The following is an 18209-nucleotide window of genomic DNA, read 5'->3' as shown; positions in this document are numbered from 1 at the left end:
CATTTCACATGAAAAGATCAAGTATTATATCATTAATGACCAGTTTCATTTTGCTTGGTGGGGTGCTTCTCTTTCCTGCTCCTCAAGCCAATGCTGCCAAAGAAGAATTCTCTACATATTGGGGTCAGGACGAGTTTGCGGACGAATATCAGTCTGAAGGAGATTTAATAGACGATACAGAAGAGCCTGAGACAGTAGATGAGTTTATTCAGGAAAAAGCGGAATTAAAAAAATATCTGGATCAGATTTTTGCTATCGAGCCCTATGAGTCTAGAGCCATTGATTCCTTGAGTAGTGTCGGTAACACCGTATCTTCAGCGAATCGAAAATCAATGTTTCTCAAGCTGACGAATACGGTAATTCCGAATTACACCAAATTTGTCTCCAAAGCAAAACTGATCCAATCCAGCAACCCAGAAATCAAAAAAATTCATACCTCCTTCATCAAGGGAACTTATATGCAGCTTGAAGGTTATATGCTTTATAAACAAGCTGTTTCCAAAAACAAAGTGAACTACACGATCCTTCAACAAGGTAATGCTAAAGTTAAAACTGCCGATGTTATTCTCGACCAAGTTACTGCGTCATTGTTAGCGTATGCTGACAAAATTGGGTACGAGTAATACTTGCATGCAATCATCGTAAAAAAAGCAACCATCCTTAACTAGTCATTAGGGAATGGTTGCTTTTTCTAGTTATTCTCATGGATTGATTACAAACCAAGCTTCTGTCCTTTTTCCAGCCGCTGAATCTGCTGTTCCCCGGTTTCCGCCAGTTCACGGAACTGACCGATCGTCTCACGCATTCTTGGCAAGGCCTCCTGTTTGTAGACCGAGATCGAGTCCAATGCGGATAGCACATCCGTAAAAGCTTGCTTCATCGTATCCACTGAGATACTTGCCTCGTAAGCTTGCTTCTGGATGGCTGTTCCCTGATCCTTCAACATCTTGGAGGTACCAGCAATGAGGTCATTGGTGGTACGGTTGAGCAGTTCAATCTTCTGCAAAACAATCTTCTGATTGTATAATGCACTGGCAACGGTGACTGCAATCTTGAGCGCAGAGATCGTCACATTTTTCGCCCGATCCACACCACGAATTAACTCTTTGTTGTTGCGAATGACTACTTCAATCGCCATAATCCCCTGCTGGTTTACGACCAGCATCTGCTGCAAATCCATGACTCGCTGACGCAGTGGGAACAACACTTCTTCGGTAATAAAACGAACCTTCTCAGGGTCTTCACCACGAACTTTGGCTGTCTCAATCTGTGTATCGATGGATTCATCCATCAACATGCCGAGCTGGATCTCCTTCTGCAGCCGCTTGGTCAGTTCGCGCAGGCTCTGCTGCTCGATCTCAAGTGTGGTGTTGTCATTGCGCAGCGTGGCGCGGCCCTTGTCGAGTGAAACGACAATATCGGCGATGACGGCGTCAGCTTTCTGGTACTTGAGGAAATACGCGCGCAGCGGGTTGAACAGCTTGCCCAGAAAGCCGGTTTTGGCGAAATCGACCACACTCGGGTCGAGATCCTTCAGTTGCATGTGCAGCTCGGTCAACCCTTTGGCGACCTGACCGCCCTCGTCTCCGGTCTTGGACAGATGTCCAACGGAGACTTGAAGCAACGCGTTTTTCTCGGAAGAGGATCGCATCGTGTTCATGCCAAAGCCGTCAATGGATTGCAAAATTTCTTTGCGCTTCTCCAGGGATTCGAGGTCCAGGTTCATGATCATATCCACATTCGAAGTTGCTACCTGTTGCAGTTCCGCTACCTCGGCCGGCACCGGTTTGATCTCTTCTTCAATCACCTTTTGAATTTCCTTCTGGCTCGGTATTTCCATCGTAAACGACATTCGCAGTTCCCCCTTTTAGTTACATCCGTACATGCTTACATCTGAACTTTAATATGGAATTACATCTGTACGTTAAACAGGTTTCCGATTTTGTAGACGACATCGTCGGTGTCCGCATTAATGCTCGCTGCCTCGTTAATGCTGGAGATGCTCTCCAGCGCTTTGATGTCGGCGTTATATCCGATGGTGTAGATCGGTACTTTGTACGTTTCCACCAAGTCTCGAATATCCTTAAGCGAATGTCCTTCGTTCGTCTCGCCATCACTCAGGACAAAGATCAGCGGTTTCACGTTAGGGTTCGCCGCTTTGTAATCCTCCAGCATCTTCATCGCAACCACAATGCCGTCAAATGTCGCTGTTCCCCCGCTCGCTTGCAGGCTATCCACCGTTCCGACAAACATGGATTGCTGGTTCGTATCATATTTGGCAATTGGCAGGTTCACAGTCACGTCGCTGGAGTAAGAAACCAAGCCAATGCTGTTATCCGTACCGAGATACTTCTGGCCTTTGCGCAAAGATTCTTTAAGACGGTTGAGCGGTTCTCCCGCCATACTCCCGGATACGTCTGTAACAAATACCGCGGCGATTGGATTACTGCCATTCTTCTTCTCTTTCCAGACTTTCTGCGCGGACAGTAATGTATCGCCATCCACTGTAGCCAGTTCGGATTTGTAATCTTGCAGACCGTTAAATCCAAATTCCACTGCCTTTTTCTGATACTGCTCTTGCGTGACAAAATCGGCAAACTTCTGGATAACCTCCTGTTTGTTCTGCGGCAATTGACCAAGAGCATATAGCGGGCTGTCATGTCTTACACCGAATGGGGTAAACACATATCCGCTCTTCAGATCAGCTGTATTCACATAGGTCTGATATTCCAGTACAAAGGCATCTAGTCTACCCGACTTGGCCGCTTCCCGCATTTGAATCGTGGTGGACGCTGTGAATGGCACATTCGCCTGGAATTTCTCAAAGCCTTGGATCGCTTTCTCGCCCAGCGGATTCGCGCTGTCATACGTATTTAATGCGGTAACCAGGAAGTTCAGTCCAGTGGAGCTGGCAAACGGATCGGTATACCCCATCGTCAGCTCATTATTGGCAATAGCTTCGGTTATCGTTTTGACGTTCACAGAGCCGTAAGTGTTCACCAGTGCATCATATTTGGCTTTGGAGATGACGATTCCAGGTACGTTGCCTACAAGCCGCTTCGAAATAAGCTTCGTCTTCACTCCACTGGCTTCCACCATCTCGCCCCACAGTTCATTGGAAGGTGTGAAAGCATCTGGAACATATTTGCCGGACTTGATGTAATCCGTGGCTGTACCAGAAGCAATGTTGCGGATTTTGACCGATACCTGTTTGCCTCCAGCCGTGATGTTCGCTTGGTTAAATGCCTCTGCGACCTCGGTTAACCATCCATCCACTCCGCTACCTGATTTCTCGGTGGAGGAGAAAATTTCGACGAAATCATTGGTGGTGTTCTCCACTGCAATAGGAAACTTCGATATATCCGGCAAGGATTCTGCCACATCAACGGGATCAAGATCAATCTGTCCCTTTACCGGTTCCGCCGTGGCTGGTGCAATGTCCGCGTACAATTTACCGAGTTCCTTACCTGCATTTTCAGTCGTGACCTGTGTGGTAGACTTGCCAAAGTTCGACGTCAGTGTGATTCCTGCATACACGAGACCAAACACAAGTACCAGCATAATGATCGATATGAGAAAAAACTTTCCTTTCTTTGCCATAGGTGCAACCCCTCACTGTCTATATAATTTGGTGTGCTTGATTAACTGATCAATCTCCTGCATACAAGGCATCTGCTCAATATCTCCAGCTTCAAAACTGTCCAGACGCGAAATCTCCAGCAACAGCTGATCCAGCTTTAATAAAATCTCTTCATTGGTGTGAAGCGAGTCCTTCACATAGGTCAGGTAATCGTTGTACACTTTCGTTTTTTCCTGAAAAAGCTTCTGTGGAATCGTGGAGGATTTGRCTTTCATCATGCTGGCATAATCGGCTTCATCAAAAACATTAAGTCGATTCAGTATGCTGCGGATGTTTAGATATAACAGCTTCTCTACCTCTTCCGTGACCGAAGCGAATTTCTTAAAGCTCAGTTCGCCGGGATCAAACCGTTGATGAAGCACGTTCATCAGGGTTTCTTTTTTCTTTTTCATCCGGTTCAGTTGGGACAGCCCCAGCGTAATATCTTCTTCAAGGATTTTGATGCGTCTGTAAAAAGATAAAGCCTCTAAATAATCTTCATGGGTTTCGATTTGTCTCACAGGTAAAACCACCGGCTGTTTGAACAATAAATTGTAACTGCCATAGAAAAGTGCAAGTACGCTTCCGAAAAGTAGCGTCACGGAAAGTGCAGTCTGGAATGCATTCTCTCCGAATCCAAGTCCAGCAAAACCCGGGGAGAAGGCCAGAACATTCACGGCCACGATGCCGATGATAAGCCCAAACAATTGTATGTATCTGGTCATGGTCGATCCTAAGGCCTCCTTTCATGTTAGATACTAGGATTAAATGTCGTATATTCCCTGTCTCTCATCTTCTTATTGTACATGATGTGAGCGCTCTCAGGTGGATAGGATTGGAAAACAAATAGAGATATTCACGTTAATATTAGCTCGCTATAAAGTAGATGTTTGACTTGATGTTTGTATGATGTTTGACTTGATGTTTGAGTGATCTTCCAGTGAATTCGAAAGATTTTTCAATGATTCTTGCCTGATATTTAAAAGAAAACTCGCGCTGGTGTTGGTACTCCATAAGCTATGATGTCGGAGCAGTACTCTTCATAGTAATATACGTGGATAGAGCTTATCCCATAATCATTTTCAGGGACAACACAGAACGAGCTTTGCAACATGGTAGATCAGAAGGACTGCTGGACAATCAGGAATTACAGAGGCGCGTTAGTGGTAAATGAAATGTTATCCGGTAATACGTGGAAAATCGAGTTGCGTGTCATTTTTTATATAAGACTTGTCTTTAAGCGCTGAAGTAGGATGGGATGTGAGAAGTAGCTTTCGTGAGGGAGTTTCATGCCAAAAAAAAGACAAAACGGCGAATACCTCCCATTTCGTCTTGTGTAGGTTTATGTTCATTTTGCTCTACCGTTATCCATACGCTTTTCTGTTCACGGTTACATACATTACTGTACACGGTACCCGTGTTTATATCGTCAGAATGTATAGTATGCCAAACCTAACATACCCTGTTCCTCCAACGTCTGCCTCACTACTCATCCGGCTAACGATCACAGATGACGCTATTTGGCGTTTTTTAGCGCAGCCCAGAATGTAACGATCATGAGGAACGCTATTTCCACATTTGAGATTTGATTTCCTTGATTTGAGGCCATTTTGGCCGAAATAGCGTCGCTGGTGATCGTTAGATTTCCGAAAGGGGGAAAATCGCCCTAATAAGCTCCGTACGGATCGTTAGAATTTCTAGCATCGTGCTGGGACGTCTAATTTGACCAAATGACTTATCCAAGTTTGAAGAGAGCATCAAGCGAAATGCTCAGGTCAGCATACAATACAGATTGTATCGTTTCTTTTTCAGAGAACAAGTGACGCGTCTGATATCGCCCATCCTCAAGTGTATACACGTGAACCGTCCGATTACCTGGGTCAACAATCCAATATTCATTCACGCCATACTTCTGGTATAGATTAAATTTTTCATTAAAATCCTTAAGAGCTGTTGAAGGAGATAACACCTCTATGATAAGTGAAGGTGCTCCATGGCAACCACTTTTGGAAATCTGATCGTTGGAACATACCACGGAAAGATCGGGTTGCACGACATGATCGGGCATGTCATATTGCTCACTTTCGCTAAAAAAAACGTCAAAGGGGGCAACAAAAACATAACAACGCCGATTTTGAAAAAACGTTCGTAAAGCAAAATGCAACTCGCCCACAATAAACTGATGTAAGGAGGTAGGTGCGGGAGACATATTATATGCCTTTCCATTAATCAATTCCCACGCTCCATCCCAAGTTAACCAGTCCTCAAAGCGGTAAACGCCAGTATTATCAGGTTTTGACACAACCCCACCTCCTCTTTTAGTTACTTGTGTACATTTGTCTCGTAATTTTATAGTTTGCACTTGCACTGCATCCATTATATCACTGTAACTGCATTTCATATCAATCATCGAACAGATGATTGTTGTTTACTGGACGCTCACACTAGAAAATCCGGTCTGCTGCGTGTTGTGCGAACCTCCGTTACTTTCCCCGCACAGCCCTTGTCCCCGATTGCCTGGAATGTTACCTTTACACTCTCTTTACCTCTCGTGATCTCTTCCGGGATTTCATAGCTGACACGGAATATTTCGCCAATCTTGTTCATATGAATGCGCTGTTCCCCTACAACAACATCTTCCACCAAAATGCTAAACTGCCGCTCATACCGGATTCCCTCACGATCAAAATGTAGATAATCCCCGCCCCAATAGGCTACGCACAAATGATTCAAAGCGTCCGGCTCTACAGCCAAGCGGTAGCTGAATGCCGCTTCATTCACCCCGTATGCATCACGCCACATATACAGCCTGTTACGGCCGTCTGTACCGGAGCCATTGTACTGCTCTCCGCGGCAATTGCTCTCCAGTTGATGCCCGATCTCATCTTGCTGACCATCTGGCTGCACGCTATCGATGGTGATATCGTTCAGCGCTTTCTCCACAGCATCCCCTTCATCGTTCAATGCCCAATACACCGTATAGAATTCATGATGCACATCATAGAACGGAATCAGCTTCACAGCTTCCCCCGTGGACGTCACTTCCTCGCTAAGTTCAAACGTAAGCTTACTCGTATCGACAACCCTGATCCACTGGTTCACATCTTCTTCTTCCGTTCGGATAACAGGCACCGGAGCTGTCTTCGGATTCAGTGCAGTTTCGTCGATAATGGTATCCTCGGGAAGCCCTTCGTTACCTAGCGCACCAGCAAGCACAATCGGGCCATACTGGAATGCCACCTTGTGGGCATCATCGCGGGCTGTATATTTACGCAGTGCCATCGGCAGCGTAATGGTGATCGTATCGCCCGCTGACCATGTGCGGTCGATAGACAAGTAGCCGGGTTCCAGACGTGTATACGACTGGGCCGAATCTCCGTTTACCATTGCCGTCATTGGCTCATGGAGCCAGGACGGCACACGTAGTCTTAGACAAGCCGAGGTACTGCCTTCGGTGATTGTCAGGGTACCTTTTTCCGAATAAGGGAAGTCCGTTTCCAGTTTTAATGTCAGTCCCTGTGAAGCCCACTCCAGCTCGGAAGCGATGTACAGGTTCACATAAAGATCTTGCTCATCCTCATAATAGATCGCCTCTGCATACTTTCCGGGGTTCTCCATGCCTGATCCGGTACAGCACCACCAAGCCGTATCGCGTGTGCCGTAGATTTTGTAATGCCCTTGCAGGGTGGAGGCAAAATACGTTTTGTTCCCCGTATCCGGGTCCTGCGTGCCAAGGATGTGGTTATAGACTGCATTCTCATAATAGTCCATGTAGGCACTGTCCGGGTTCCAGGCAAATAACTGCTTCGTCAATTGCATCATATTGTGGGTACAACAGCTCTCCCCGGTTTTGATCCCAAGGCTCTCCATGCCCTTTGCCTCGTAATGCTCGGATATACTCGTTGCGCCAAACACATAAGAACGATGCTTCACGGTCGTCTCCCAGAAAAATTGTGCCGCTGTCCGGTATGATGTCTGTGCAGGATCTTGGTTGTAGATCTCGGCTGCGCCAATGATTTTGGGAATCTGGGTATTGGCATGCCTTCCTTGCAGCTCATCCCGCTCCAGCTCCAGCGGTTCCAGAATGAGTTGATGTGTAAACTTACGGGCAGCCTTCAGATAAGCTGAGTTACCTGTAATTCCGTACAATTGGGCAAACACTTCGTTCATCCCGCCATGCTCACATAGCAGCATCGTCTGGATCTGCTCTTCGGTCATGGAGTTCAGTCCCTCCACTGCCCAATCCGCAAAACGTGTAACCACCTCAAGCGCCTGCTCATTGCCCGTCATTTGATAAGCGTCAATTAGACCGCGATAGATTTTATGCACGCTGTACCAGGGAACCCAATATTCACCGATGTTGAATCCACCGATATGTTCCGCACGAAAAGCAATGCGGAAAGCTTCCTCAGACAAACCTCCGATATATCCGCTACCCGTCGTCTGTTGAATTGCCGCCAGTTCATTCACGGCATAATCGAGCGTTTGCTTTAAGGTGGCATTCCCAGTCGCCTGATACGTCACGGCGAGAGCCGACATGTAATGTCCCAGAGAATGTCCGCTAATCGATCGTGCCTCCCAGCCTGCATAACGTTCCTTGCGTGGTGTTAACCCGTGGGCTTCATAACATGGAGCCAGAAAGCGGTCGATCTCCAGTGATAACAAGTAGCGTTCTCCGATATGCTGTGACGTTTGAAATGGGCCTTCCAGCAAATCAACATGTGCGGGGCCCAGAAATCCTTTTCTCGTATCGATCATGTGGCTCGCTCCTTTGGCATATGTAATAACTTCATATGGGTTCTTTATCAGTAGGGCTGGATTCAACAATAAGGATAAAATCCGTGTTTCACTTAGGACAAAACTTATCCCTGCCATCTAGATCTCACCCTTGAATGTCCTCATATTATCAAATAAACTACAGTTACAGCAGACTCAGAATCCAAGAAAAGGTGGATAAATCCGTCCTATGTCAAAACCAGTGGAGCACTATTTATGCGGAAAATTCATATCAGAAGGCAACTGGAGTCATATGCGGCGAAGCATGCCGGTTCATGAGATCATTTTGATGCTGGAAGGTGAGATGTATATTACGGAGGATGACAAACGATACGTTGTTCATGCGGATGATATTTTATTTTTAAAGGCGGGCCGAACGCATTATGGTTACCGGATCAGTGATGCACCTGTGAGCTTCTACTGGATACATTACGGGACAGCGCCAGGCTCATTTGGTGATTTTCCAACCCACTCAACCATTCAGGTTCCTTCTATGGCAAATCAACTGTTTAAGCAGTTATTGCATGTATCTTCATTCTCGCCCGAAGAGGCGGATGCTGCTGCGTTATTGCTTCTCAAAGAAATAGAACGTAATCTGCGCACAGACTATCGCCCGCATAACGCCGTGGTGGATCACATCTGTAAATGGGTCGATATCCATCTGCATCTAAATATTACGGTGAGTGAGATTGCGGAGCACTTTAATTTCAACAAGGACTATATTTCCAAAATGGTGAAGCGGGAAAAAGGAATCGGTCTCAAAACGTATATCCTCACCGAACGCATGCGTCGTGCCAAAAGACTGTTGCTCAATACCAATGCCAGCGTGAAGGAGATTGCGGCTCAATGCGGCTTCGCAGATTACAAACTATTTTTGCGCACATTTAAGCAACACGAGGATAGTACGCCAACTGAATATCGCAATCACTTATACAGCACACAGCTGAATCGTTTGTAGGCTCCGTATAGAGATGAATAGCTGTATAGACTCCATACAAGCGAAGATCTATATAGCCTAGCATAATGGTTACTATGAATGATTCTTAGTGATGCTTGATGAGGCTTAGTGAAATCTCCCACACATAAGCACTTTAACACTCCAGTACGTGGATACTTGGGCAAAATGAACGGTTGAGAACTTGAGTTCATGCTAGGCCAAATTCTAACGATCACGAGGAGGCTTATTTAGCCCAAAATAGATCAATTAAAAATCTAACGATCACCAGGAACGTTATTTGGTCTAAAAACAGTCTTCTCAGCTGATAAACGGGTACTTTCCCCAAAATAAGCTCTCTGAGGATCGTTACAATTTCTTGCTGCCTAAAAAGTGGAAAATAGCGTCTGTGGAGATCGTTAGATTTTTTTCATTACTTCCCCTCCTCACTTTTACTTTTATAAATAAAATCAAAGCTCTTTATTCTTAGATACCTCGTATAGAGATATAGAAATGTTGAAATCTCTTATAGTAGATTCTAATATAGAGGATTGAAATCACTGTGTTATAATGCATAGAAATATCATTTCCCACTTTACTCATAAGAAAAGGAGAATTTAAACATGACGACGGCTGCCATAACGATTCATCCCGCTTCCCCAGCTGACCATGCTGAGATTGTTGACATTCTGGTTGCCAGTTACGCGGAATACCAGAATTCATTCGAACAATCGGACCGTTGGGAAGCCTATCTGAAAGATATCCGCGAATCTGTGGACAATCCATACTTGACTGAATTATGGGTAGCCAAGATCGAAGATCGGATTGTCGGTACCGTTCAGTTATTTGAAACGGCACATAAAGCCTATCCCAATTTCGATCTGCCGATCGATTATCCATTTATTCGGCTGCTGGGTGTTAACCCCGAATGGAGAGGACACGGCATTGCACGTGAGCTGCTTCAGCGGTGTGTAAAATCCACGAAGGAGCTGGGCAAAAATGCAGTTTATCTCTATACCGGCGGTCAGATGGTGAATGCCATTAGGTTATATGAGCGCTTTGGCTTTATTGAAGATCCGGAGTTCAGTTCCGTAGCGGGCGGTGGGCAGGCAATCTGCTATCGTTACGAGATAAGATAAGGGCTTAAAGGACGACATAGTAGTGCAGAATTACTAGGCTTATCAAAAGTAATCTTGCATTCTGGAGAATGTTATGTCTCTTTATCCCATAAACATAAAACAAAGGGCTGTTCTCCTGCCATCTGTAGATGACAAGAGGAACAGCCCTCTCGTTTAAACCTGATATCATAACGTTACAAGATTAGAATCTTGAACCTGAGCTTAACCGCCAATCTCAATCAGAATCTTCGCATGGCTCTTGTCGCTCATCAACAGTTCAAGCCCGTCCTGCACAACATTATGCAGCTTAATTTTTTTGGTGATTACCTGCTTCACATCGAGTGCGCCTTCTGCAATGAGTGAGATGACCTCAGGGAAGATGTGTCGGTACGCTAGTGTAGCTGTCAGATTCGCTTCTTTTACCAGCATGTCGAAGAAGTTTACGTGAAGTGGGTTCGGAATTGCGGCGATCACCACAACTTCCCCACCTTTTTTAATCACTGACACCGCACTGTCCATCGTCGGTTGCACGCCAGCCGCTTCATATGCAACATCAATTCCACCGGATTGCTGCGTAATGACCTGTGTTGCATCAACCTTACTGCTATTGACCGGAATTGCGCCCAGTTTAGCCGCCAGTTCCAGACGATCTTCGAATACATCAACAGCGTATACTTCAGATGCCCCCGCTGCTTTGGCAGACAAGATGGTCAGCAAACCAATCGGCCCAGCACCATATACAGCTACTTTGTTTCCCACTTTCAACTTACTGTGACGTACAGCATGAAAAGCAACCGCTGTCGGTTCTACAAGTGCCCCTTCTTCAAAGGAAACTTGATCTGGAATCGGGTGCACCATATACGCTTCGACTACTACATATTCGGCAAAACCGCCATCTCCGTTCAATCCGACAAAACCAAATTGAGTACACTGATTGTATCTACCTTGAATACAGTACTCACACGTTCCGCAATGGTATAGAGGTTCAACCACTACGCGATCGCCAATATTGATACCGCTTACATCACTGCCTAGAGCACTTACTGTCCCTGCAAACTCATGCCCTAGTGTCAGCGGTGCTTTTTGTCCTGAAAGCGGATGATTCTCTCCCTCTTGAATACCTACACCATGATGATACGCGTGTAAGTCACTACCGCAAATTCCGGCATACTCCACTTTGATCTGAACCTGTCCTGACTTTGCAACAGGAACCTCACGATCTTCCACACGCACGTCTTTATGACCATACCAGACTGCTGCCTTCATCCTGTACATCCCCTTTTTATCTAAACTGTTAATATAAGAATGTCCTGCTTGTCTATATATTATATCGCTATTCATCCATTATTCATATTTATAGATACTTATGTTAACATTACTTATACTAATACTTAAAAGGGATGATCGCATGAACCTGGAACAACTGGAATATGTCGTCGAAATAGCCAAAACACAATCCTTCTCCGCCGCATCAGAGCATCTTCATGTCACGCAATCTGCGATCAGCCAATCGGTTCATCGCCTGGAAAAAGAGATGGGGCTGGTTCTATTCGAGCGATCCAGGCAAGGGACTCATCCCACACCGGAAGGCAAACAATTCATTGCCAAAGCGCTGGACATTCTACAGCGAATTGATGAATTAAAATCGCTAAATGCAACTACCTCTACGCTGACCGGCGATCTTCACGTGGCTACTTTCCCGAGTGTTATGCCTTACTTGGTGCAATCGGCAGCAGATATGAAACGAGATCATTCACAACTGAGATTATCGATTGAAGAGAAAGGTTCCATGGAAATCATTGAGGACATCCGCAATAATAAAACCCATCTGGGCTTTATCGCCATTTACGCGAAACAACTGCGCGAATTGGATGGGCTACACTTTACACCGATGTATTCGAGCAAGCTTGTTGTATGCACCCATCAACAGTCCGAACTAGCAAAACATACACGTGTCACCCCTGATCAACTGAAAGAACATAACCTTGCGTTATATCGGGACGGTTTTATTGAGGATTTCCTACAGGAGTTCACCTACGAATATGGGCCTCTGTCCATCTTATTTAAGACCAATAATTCGGAAGCCATTAGCACGGTGCTGAAAAATAATATTGCTGCAACGATCGGGCACGACTTCTCCTTTCACCAGAACCCACTTTGGAAAGAAGGATTGATTAAGATGGTCGAGATTACCGAGATCCAGCAGCCCAAAATGCAGATCGGCTTCGTGCAGACAGAATTCAGAGAGGCTGTGTCTGCAGCAGAACAATTTGCCCGGCGTTTCAAACAAGCGATTGAACTAGGTCATCTGTGATCTGTTGTTGGTGCATATATGTTCTATGCCTTTAGCAAAAAAGTGCTCCGCCTAAGAGGCGAAGCACTTTACTTATTTTTTTAAACATTTGTCTTTTAATTTGGTTGCCTCTTATATTCTGGATTCTTTTTCATTTTCTCTGGCTTAATTCCTGCTTTGTGTTTCATTTGACTCTCGTTTCTTATAGTTTTACTTACACCTTCACCCTTTTCACTGCTTCACTCATCTCATGCGTCTGCTGTTCCAGCATTGTAGACGTTTCGGCCACCTTACGGAACATCACCGATTGCTCCTGCATCAAACGGTATATCTCATCCGAGTGATCCGACACACCAGCGGAAATCTGTGAAATAGTATTGACGGAAGCTGCCGCCTCTTCCGAACCAGCTGTAATTTCTTCAGCCGCAGCAGAAACTTCCTGAATACGCTGGGTAACCAATTGGAACGCACCCACAACTTGTGAGAATGCCTGCTCCGCTTCTGTTGTATATATAACACCCTGACCAATCTCCTGAGCAGTAACACCCATTCGCGAACTAATCTGCTGCGACTCTTGTTCAATGCGAAGTAATAAGTCCGAAATTCGTTCCATAGATGTACTGGAGGCCTCAGCCAATTTCCCCACTTCTTCCGCTACAACGGCAAAACCCTTCCCATGCTCACCTGCATGTGCGGCTTCAATGGAAGCATTTAGCGCTAGCAGTTTGGTTTGACTTGCGAAGTCACGCACCGTATGCAGTGCACCGCCGATTTCAGTAGAATAGTTGTTCAGCACCTGTACCATCGTGGTAACCTCTCCAGATACTGCCGAGATGTTTTCCATCTGTTTTTTCATCACCATCATGCGTTGCTGCCCGGATTCCGCAGTAGCCAGCGCCGTTGTTGCTGCATCCGATACCACATTGGAGGATTCAGATATATCGTTAATGCCTTTTGCAATCTCTTCCATAGCATGTGCACTGTCACTTGCGCTTTGCTTCTGCGTGTGTGCACCTTGTTGGATCTCCTCCACAGTACGATCCACTGTTTTGCTCATGGCAAGCATTTCTTCAGTACTCCGATTAAACTCTTTTGTGGATTTAGATAATAATTCTGTCGTTGAAGCCACTCCTCCAACCATATCACTTACGATTTTGTTCAAATTCCCTGACATATGTATCATTGCTTGATACGTTGTTCCGATCTCATCTTTGCTCTTCAGACGATATGCTGTCAAAATACGATTAGCCTCGGCCAGCTCACCCTGTGCCATCTTTTCCACACTCGATTTCAGTGGATGTAGAGGGCGCAGTCCCCTAACGATAAACCACATCACTATAGCAATACCTACAAGAGTAGTCAGCAGCAGAACCACATACAACGGCAGACTTGATTTCAAAATATCTGTTTCGATACCTCCGATAACAGAAATCCCTGTATCGATACCAATCACACCCGCAAGAGCACCGTTGCTATTCAGAATCGGAGCATAGGAAGAAATATAATCACCATACTCTGGATTGTTAATGATCGGCGAACTTGCTGTTTCCCCTTGCAGCAACTTCTGCACCGCATCTGCAGGAATGTCCGTCACTTCGTTAATTGCTGAAGCTTTATCCGCATCCTTCATTCCGTCCACCATCATAAGAGGGCTTCCCTTATCGTCAATTTTGACGAAATACACATACATAGCACCAATACGCACTCGGAAATCGTCCAATTCATCCCGAATGCGTAGATACTCCCCATTTTCCTTGGGGTCGTTGGCAAACTCCACATATGCTGCTGTATCCAGCTGTTTCACATAACTCTCGGCAATCTGAATATTGTAACTCGTGATAGCCCCCTGCGCAGCAAGTTTCACATTAGCGATCTGCGTCAGCATACTTCCCGCTGCTATAATCGTAATGACCAGTGTAACAATAGCCGCAATGCGCACAACCAGACGTTTCCTGAAAAAACCGATCATTTGCTCCCTCTTCCTCCCCACGGACCCAAGCCTTTTTGACTAGGCCATACCCAAAAAACATAAGTTTGAAGCACTAAGTATGGGAAAATAGTATATGAATATGTCGAAATACGCAAGAAAATATTGGATTTATATAAAAACGCTATCATTGATGTGCTAGTTTTGGTAGTGGCAACTTTAAAAGGCTTATGAAGCGCGGTGTTTCAGAGGATTTTAGGCAAAGAAAACCTCCAACATGGTAGCTGGAGGTTTTTGTTACTCAAACGATCAAATAATATATACTGTTGAACCTATAGGTATATCTACAGGCTGGATCGAGTTACCTAAACATATGCCTACCATTTTTTTATCATTCGGTGAGTTGGATATTTGAACGGAAACAACGCTCAGATTCAGTATTTCATGCTCGGATATTTGCAGCACAATATTGTCACCAATCTTACCTATAGATGTAAGGACAGGCTCATTTCCAACAATAACGGTTCCATTTTCAACGGATTCAAAAACATCGCCAACCTCCATTAACTTTTCCATATCAATCAATTTTATCCCGTAACTTCATTCACAAAATCCCCTCTGGTTCTTTAATAATGGTTATACTAAACCCATTTTCAGAAAAGCTAAGCCCCCAGCTAATGTCCTGATAAAATTCCCTATCGAATTTTAATTTCTGTTTAATTTTTTGTAAATCAGATGATTCATGTATGTATAAATATAGCTTATTAATAATTAAACTTTGATCATCCATGTGCATTTCAATTTGGTTTAAATCACCTGCTGGTCGTTCAATATTTCTAACTTTCCATATTTTAAATCCTTCCTGTTGACCTTCTTCAATCTTTACCGTTCCAAACAACCCTRCCAGTTCCTGAAAGTTCGGATTACCTCCTCGAAAAATATCAATGATCTCTTTTATTAATTCGTCCAATGAATCTTCCCGAAATTTCTTTCTCATTACTTCTGGCGAATCATCAAAAAGCCAAGAGGTGATATCGTTAAATTCATCATTATCTGAATCCAATACCCCAATAATACTAGGCTTACTATACAGAAAATTCTTATTCAAAATTTATCACCATCCTAATGTTGTTTATAGTCCCCTCCGATTCTCCCTGCGATCTGATCATAAAATATCTCCCATGCTTCATCCATTCTTCCCTCTGTCTTTATGGATTTACTTTTTTGAAATTTGGAATGTGCGAAGTTAGTTCTGAAGGCGATCAAAATGGTATCATTTTGGCTAATTCAGGGATATCAATTCTTGAAATGTGCAACCCTTCCAAGCAGTTGTTGCACCAAGTCAAAAAATAGCCTTCTCTCTTCTGACTATCTCCAATATATTCGTAGGCAATATTATTACTGTTACAGTTTGGACAATTTAACAGAGGACAGTTAGGAATTGTTTGTTTAACAGTTTTTGCAAGTTGAATCCACTTTTTAAAATAAGGATTGACCATTTTTATTTATCCTTTCATTTGATCCCTTGTGCAACTCTCACTACAATCTCTTGATCCCACTCATCCAGATAAGACATTAATTCCTCATATTTACTTCGTGATTCTGGATTATCAAGAGCTAGAAGTGCCGCAATGCTGTAGTGTCCAATGGTATCTTTTCCAAATAGTTTGTTCACATTTGAATCTCTAAATTTACTAATGTAAGCAAGTTTTGAGATGATTTCTTCATTACATAATTTTTTGCTAACAATTTGACTAATAGCACTTAGTAAAACCTGATTATGATGTATGTCTAAACACTTAATAATCTCTGAATCGCTTAATTTACCTTCTCTTATTTCCTTTGATAGACTTAAAGGCTTCACTGTGTAGTAACACTCCTTTATTCGCCCACAGGGCCAAAACCATTTAAAAAATATCGCACTCGGTTCTTTTCATATTGGTCTGGGATTTCTGAAAAACACTAATGATTCAAATGAAAAAATCACTTTGTTTCAATTTCTCTATAATTTCCTTATCCCGGTTGTTCAACTTAACCATTTCTAAATCATATTTTTCAACAGACTCTGTAGTATCTAACAGAGATAATGCAGCTAATGCCACATGGCCAAGTTTATATATACCCATTAAACGATGTTCATTCCCCCAAAGCTTCCCTCTTATTACTAATTTATCAATGACCATTTGGTTCGAAATTTTCAGCTCCACAATCTTTCTAATCGCATTACTTAATACATAGTTGTGGTCGATATCTAAGCATTCAATTAATTGATGTTCTGATAATGTATTTTCTTGAATGTCTTTTATTAAACTTAGTTTACGCATAATTCCTCCTGAATTATGGCAGAGATCAAAATCATCCACCCTATTCCATGTTTAGATTCCATAGCGGATTCATTTCCACAAAATTCTCATACCATCTGTTTAACGGGATATGCGCTTCATTCACTATATCCAAAGCATTAACTCTAAGAATGAACATCCCCTTCCTTTCAAGAATCTGGATTAATGGTTCATATACACTTAAATGCCTATACGCATCTTGTTGTGCTTCAGCATACTTAGCAAGATGTAGATAATATTGAATTATATTTTTCACATAACTATTTTCTCCTAAAAACTCAACAACCTCAGAGCTGCAATAATAGGATACTTCTACTTTCTCAGCATCGCCTAACAATTCTGCAATGTCAGCAACGAAAGGTTTTATGGGTCTGATCCCTTCTTCTTTGAAAAAACAGGCCAATCTCCGCAAAAATTCACAAGCTAAGTCGGCCTCCACTTTAGAGGCAACACTCCCTACCAGGCTCCAATCAATATTATTGATCCTTGCAACTGCTTTTTTAAAAGACATGCTCTCACCTCATATCAGATGAATGCTTCCTTCCCAAATCTTACTCCGGTTCTTCGACATTCTCATTATCAATCGCATCAAGAACGTCATCTTTAATATCTTGTGGGGGAAGTTCTCTAGTAATTAACCCAGAATTACGCGGCCATGCATGTTTCCCACATACTAGCTCATTATGGTGATAACTGATCCTGCCACCTCTTTCAAACAACTTAATAATAGGGTCATATAAATCTTGAAACTTCAAAGCGATGGGCATTTGTTTGTCTAACACGTATGCCCACTCAAGATAGAAAGTGCATAGGTACTCTGTAATCCAGTCAACATTTGCTTCTATTAATCCATTACACCCTTCCTTTATATGAGCAGGTATTTCATAATCAATTACCTCTGTTGCATTAAAAACAGCTCGTCTATTGTCATCCTTAGAGTTAAAATCTAAAAAAATATTCCCCCTTCTAATAAATTCTGTAACCAGGATCGTATGTGAAGGTTTATCCAAACTTTTATTGTCCCAGTTAATGTTTTTTATTCTTTTACGGGCTTGTTCAAAATTAGAATTCATTTTCTCCCACCTCAAAATTTTGGCTTAATTCCTGAAAAAATTAGGGATTATCCGATGTTCAATTCCGGTCCTCATAAACAACTTGATGAATGCAATTATCATCTCTATTGCAGTTTATTAAGAAACT

At 43.5% G+C, this 18209-nt stretch carries 17 protein-coding genes; 4 read left to right on the top strand and 13 right to left on the bottom strand.

Annotated elements, in window-relative coordinates; all coding sequences use genetic code 11:
- Positions 1 to 8 precede the first annotated feature (8 nt).
- Positions 9 to 623, top strand: a complete 615-nt coding sequence (locus AB4Z30_RS26925; protein WP_441930533.1) for a hypothetical protein — start codon at positions 9 to 11, stop codon at positions 621 to 623.
- A gap of 89 nt (positions 624 to 712) precedes the next feature.
- On the opposite strand, the gene AB4Z30_RS26920 is transcribed toward AB4Z30_RS26925, so the two are convergent.
- From AB4Z30_RS26920 to AB4Z30_RS26900, 5 genes are all read right to left on the bottom strand, one after another.
- Positions 713 to 1852, bottom strand: coding sequence for a toxic anion resistance protein (locus AB4Z30_RS26920; protein WP_145332981.1), 1140 nt, complete (start codon positions 1850 to 1852; stop codon positions 713 to 715).
- A 59-nt stretch (positions 1853 to 1911) separates the two neighbouring features.
- Complete coding sequence (locus AB4Z30_RS26915) at positions 1912 to 3600, bottom strand: VWA domain-containing protein (RefSeq protein ID WP_441930531.1); 1689 nt, start codon at positions 3598 to 3600, stop codon at positions 1912 to 1914.
- A gap of 12 nt (positions 3601 to 3612) precedes the next feature.
- Positions 3613 to 4344, bottom strand: coding sequence for a hypothetical protein (locus AB4Z30_RS26910; protein WP_441930529.1), 732 nt, complete (start codon positions 4342 to 4344; stop codon positions 3613 to 3615).
- A gap of 1010 nt (positions 4345 to 5354) precedes the next feature.
- Complete coding sequence (locus tag AB4Z30_RS26905; RefSeq protein ID WP_441930527.1) at positions 5355 to 5921, bottom strand: Uma2 family endonuclease; 567 nt, start codon at positions 5919 to 5921, stop codon at positions 5355 to 5357.
- A 137-nt stretch (positions 5922 to 6058) separates the two neighbouring features.
- Positions 6059 to 8377 carry a beta-L-arabinofuranosidase domain-containing protein gene (locus AB4Z30_RS26900; RefSeq protein WP_441930525.1) on the bottom strand — a complete coding sequence of 773 codons (2319 nt, stop codon included), beginning with the start codon at positions 8375 to 8377 and terminating at the stop codon, positions 6059 to 6061.
- A gap of 208 nt (positions 8378 to 8585) precedes the next feature.
- Here AB4Z30_RS26900 and AB4Z30_RS26895 point away from each other — a divergent pair, with 208 nt between their 5' ends.
- Together AB4Z30_RS26895 and AB4Z30_RS26890 are read left to right on the top strand one after the other, a co-directional pair.
- Entirely contained in the window at positions 8586 to 9353 is a 768-nt protein-coding gene (locus AB4Z30_RS26895) for an AraC family transcriptional regulator (protein ID WP_441930523.1), read from the top strand.
- 599 nt (positions 9354 to 9952) lie between these two features.
- Positions 9953 to 10468: a GNAT family N-acetyltransferase gene (locus AB4Z30_RS26890; protein WP_441930521.1), complete on the top strand. Its 516-nt coding sequence runs from the start codon at positions 9953 to 9955 to the stop codon at positions 10466 to 10468.
- 201 nt (positions 10469 to 10669) lie between these two features.
- Here AB4Z30_RS26890 and AB4Z30_RS26885 read toward each other — a convergent pair whose 3' ends face one another.
- Complete coding sequence (locus tag AB4Z30_RS26885) at positions 10670 to 11713, bottom strand: 2,3-butanediol dehydrogenase (protein WP_441930519.1); 1044 nt, start codon at positions 11711 to 11713, stop codon at positions 10670 to 10672.
- 142 nt (positions 11714 to 11855) lie between these two features.
- Between AB4Z30_RS26885 and AB4Z30_RS26880 the strand changes: the two genes are divergently transcribed.
- The gene (locus AB4Z30_RS26880) at positions 11856 to 12761 is read left to right on the top strand and encodes a LysR family transcriptional regulator (RefSeq protein WP_441930517.1); all 906 of its coding nucleotides are present in this window, start codon (positions 11856 to 11858) and stop codon (positions 12759 to 12761) included.
- Between the two features lie 193 nt (positions 12762 to 12954).
- Here AB4Z30_RS26880 and AB4Z30_RS26875 read toward each other — a convergent pair whose 3' ends face one another.
- From AB4Z30_RS26875 to AB4Z30_RS26845, 7 genes are all read right to left on the bottom strand, one after another.
- A complete protein-coding gene (locus AB4Z30_RS26875; RefSeq protein ID WP_441930515.1) occupies positions 12955 to 14709 on the bottom strand; it encodes a methyl-accepting chemotaxis protein in 1755 nt (584 codons plus the stop codon).
- Positions 14710 to 14976: 267 nt separating this feature from the next.
- Positions 14977 to 15243 (bottom strand): hypothetical protein, encoded by a 267-nt coding sequence (locus AB4Z30_RS26870; RefSeq protein WP_441930513.1) that lies wholly within the window; start codon positions 15241 to 15243, stop codon positions 14977 to 14979.
- 28 nt (positions 15244 to 15271) lie between these two features.
- Positions 15272 to 15775: a hypothetical protein gene (locus AB4Z30_RS26865; protein WP_441930511.1), complete on the bottom strand. Its 504-nt coding sequence runs from the start codon at positions 15773 to 15775 to the stop codon at positions 15272 to 15274.
- A 405-nt stretch (positions 15776 to 16180) separates the two neighbouring features.
- Complete coding sequence (locus AB4Z30_RS26860) at positions 16181 to 16531, bottom strand: hypothetical protein (protein WP_441930509.1); 351 nt, start codon at positions 16529 to 16531, stop codon at positions 16181 to 16183.
- Positions 16532 to 16637: 106 nt separating this feature from the next.
- Complete coding sequence (locus tag AB4Z30_RS26855; protein WP_441930507.1) at positions 16638 to 16991, bottom strand: hypothetical protein; 354 nt, start codon at positions 16989 to 16991, stop codon at positions 16638 to 16640.
- Between the two features lie 40 nt (positions 16992 to 17031).
- On the bottom strand, positions 17032 to 17520 hold the full coding sequence (locus AB4Z30_RS26850; protein ID WP_441930505.1) for a hypothetical protein: 489 nt from the start codon (positions 17518 to 17520) through the stop codon (positions 17032 to 17034).
- 40 nt (positions 17521 to 17560) lie between these two features.
- A complete protein-coding gene (locus AB4Z30_RS26845; RefSeq protein ID WP_441930503.1) occupies positions 17561 to 18082 on the bottom strand; it encodes a hypothetical protein in 522 nt (173 codons plus the stop codon).
- Positions 18083 to 18209 lie beyond the last annotated feature (127 nt).

The organism is Paenibacillus sp. 2TAF8, from assembly GCF_052114825.1.
In the GTDB taxonomy this organism is placed as follows: Bacteria; Bacillota; Bacilli; order Paenibacillales; family Paenibacillaceae; genus Paenibacillus.
This window is presented reverse-complemented; position numbering and strand designations above follow the sequence as displayed.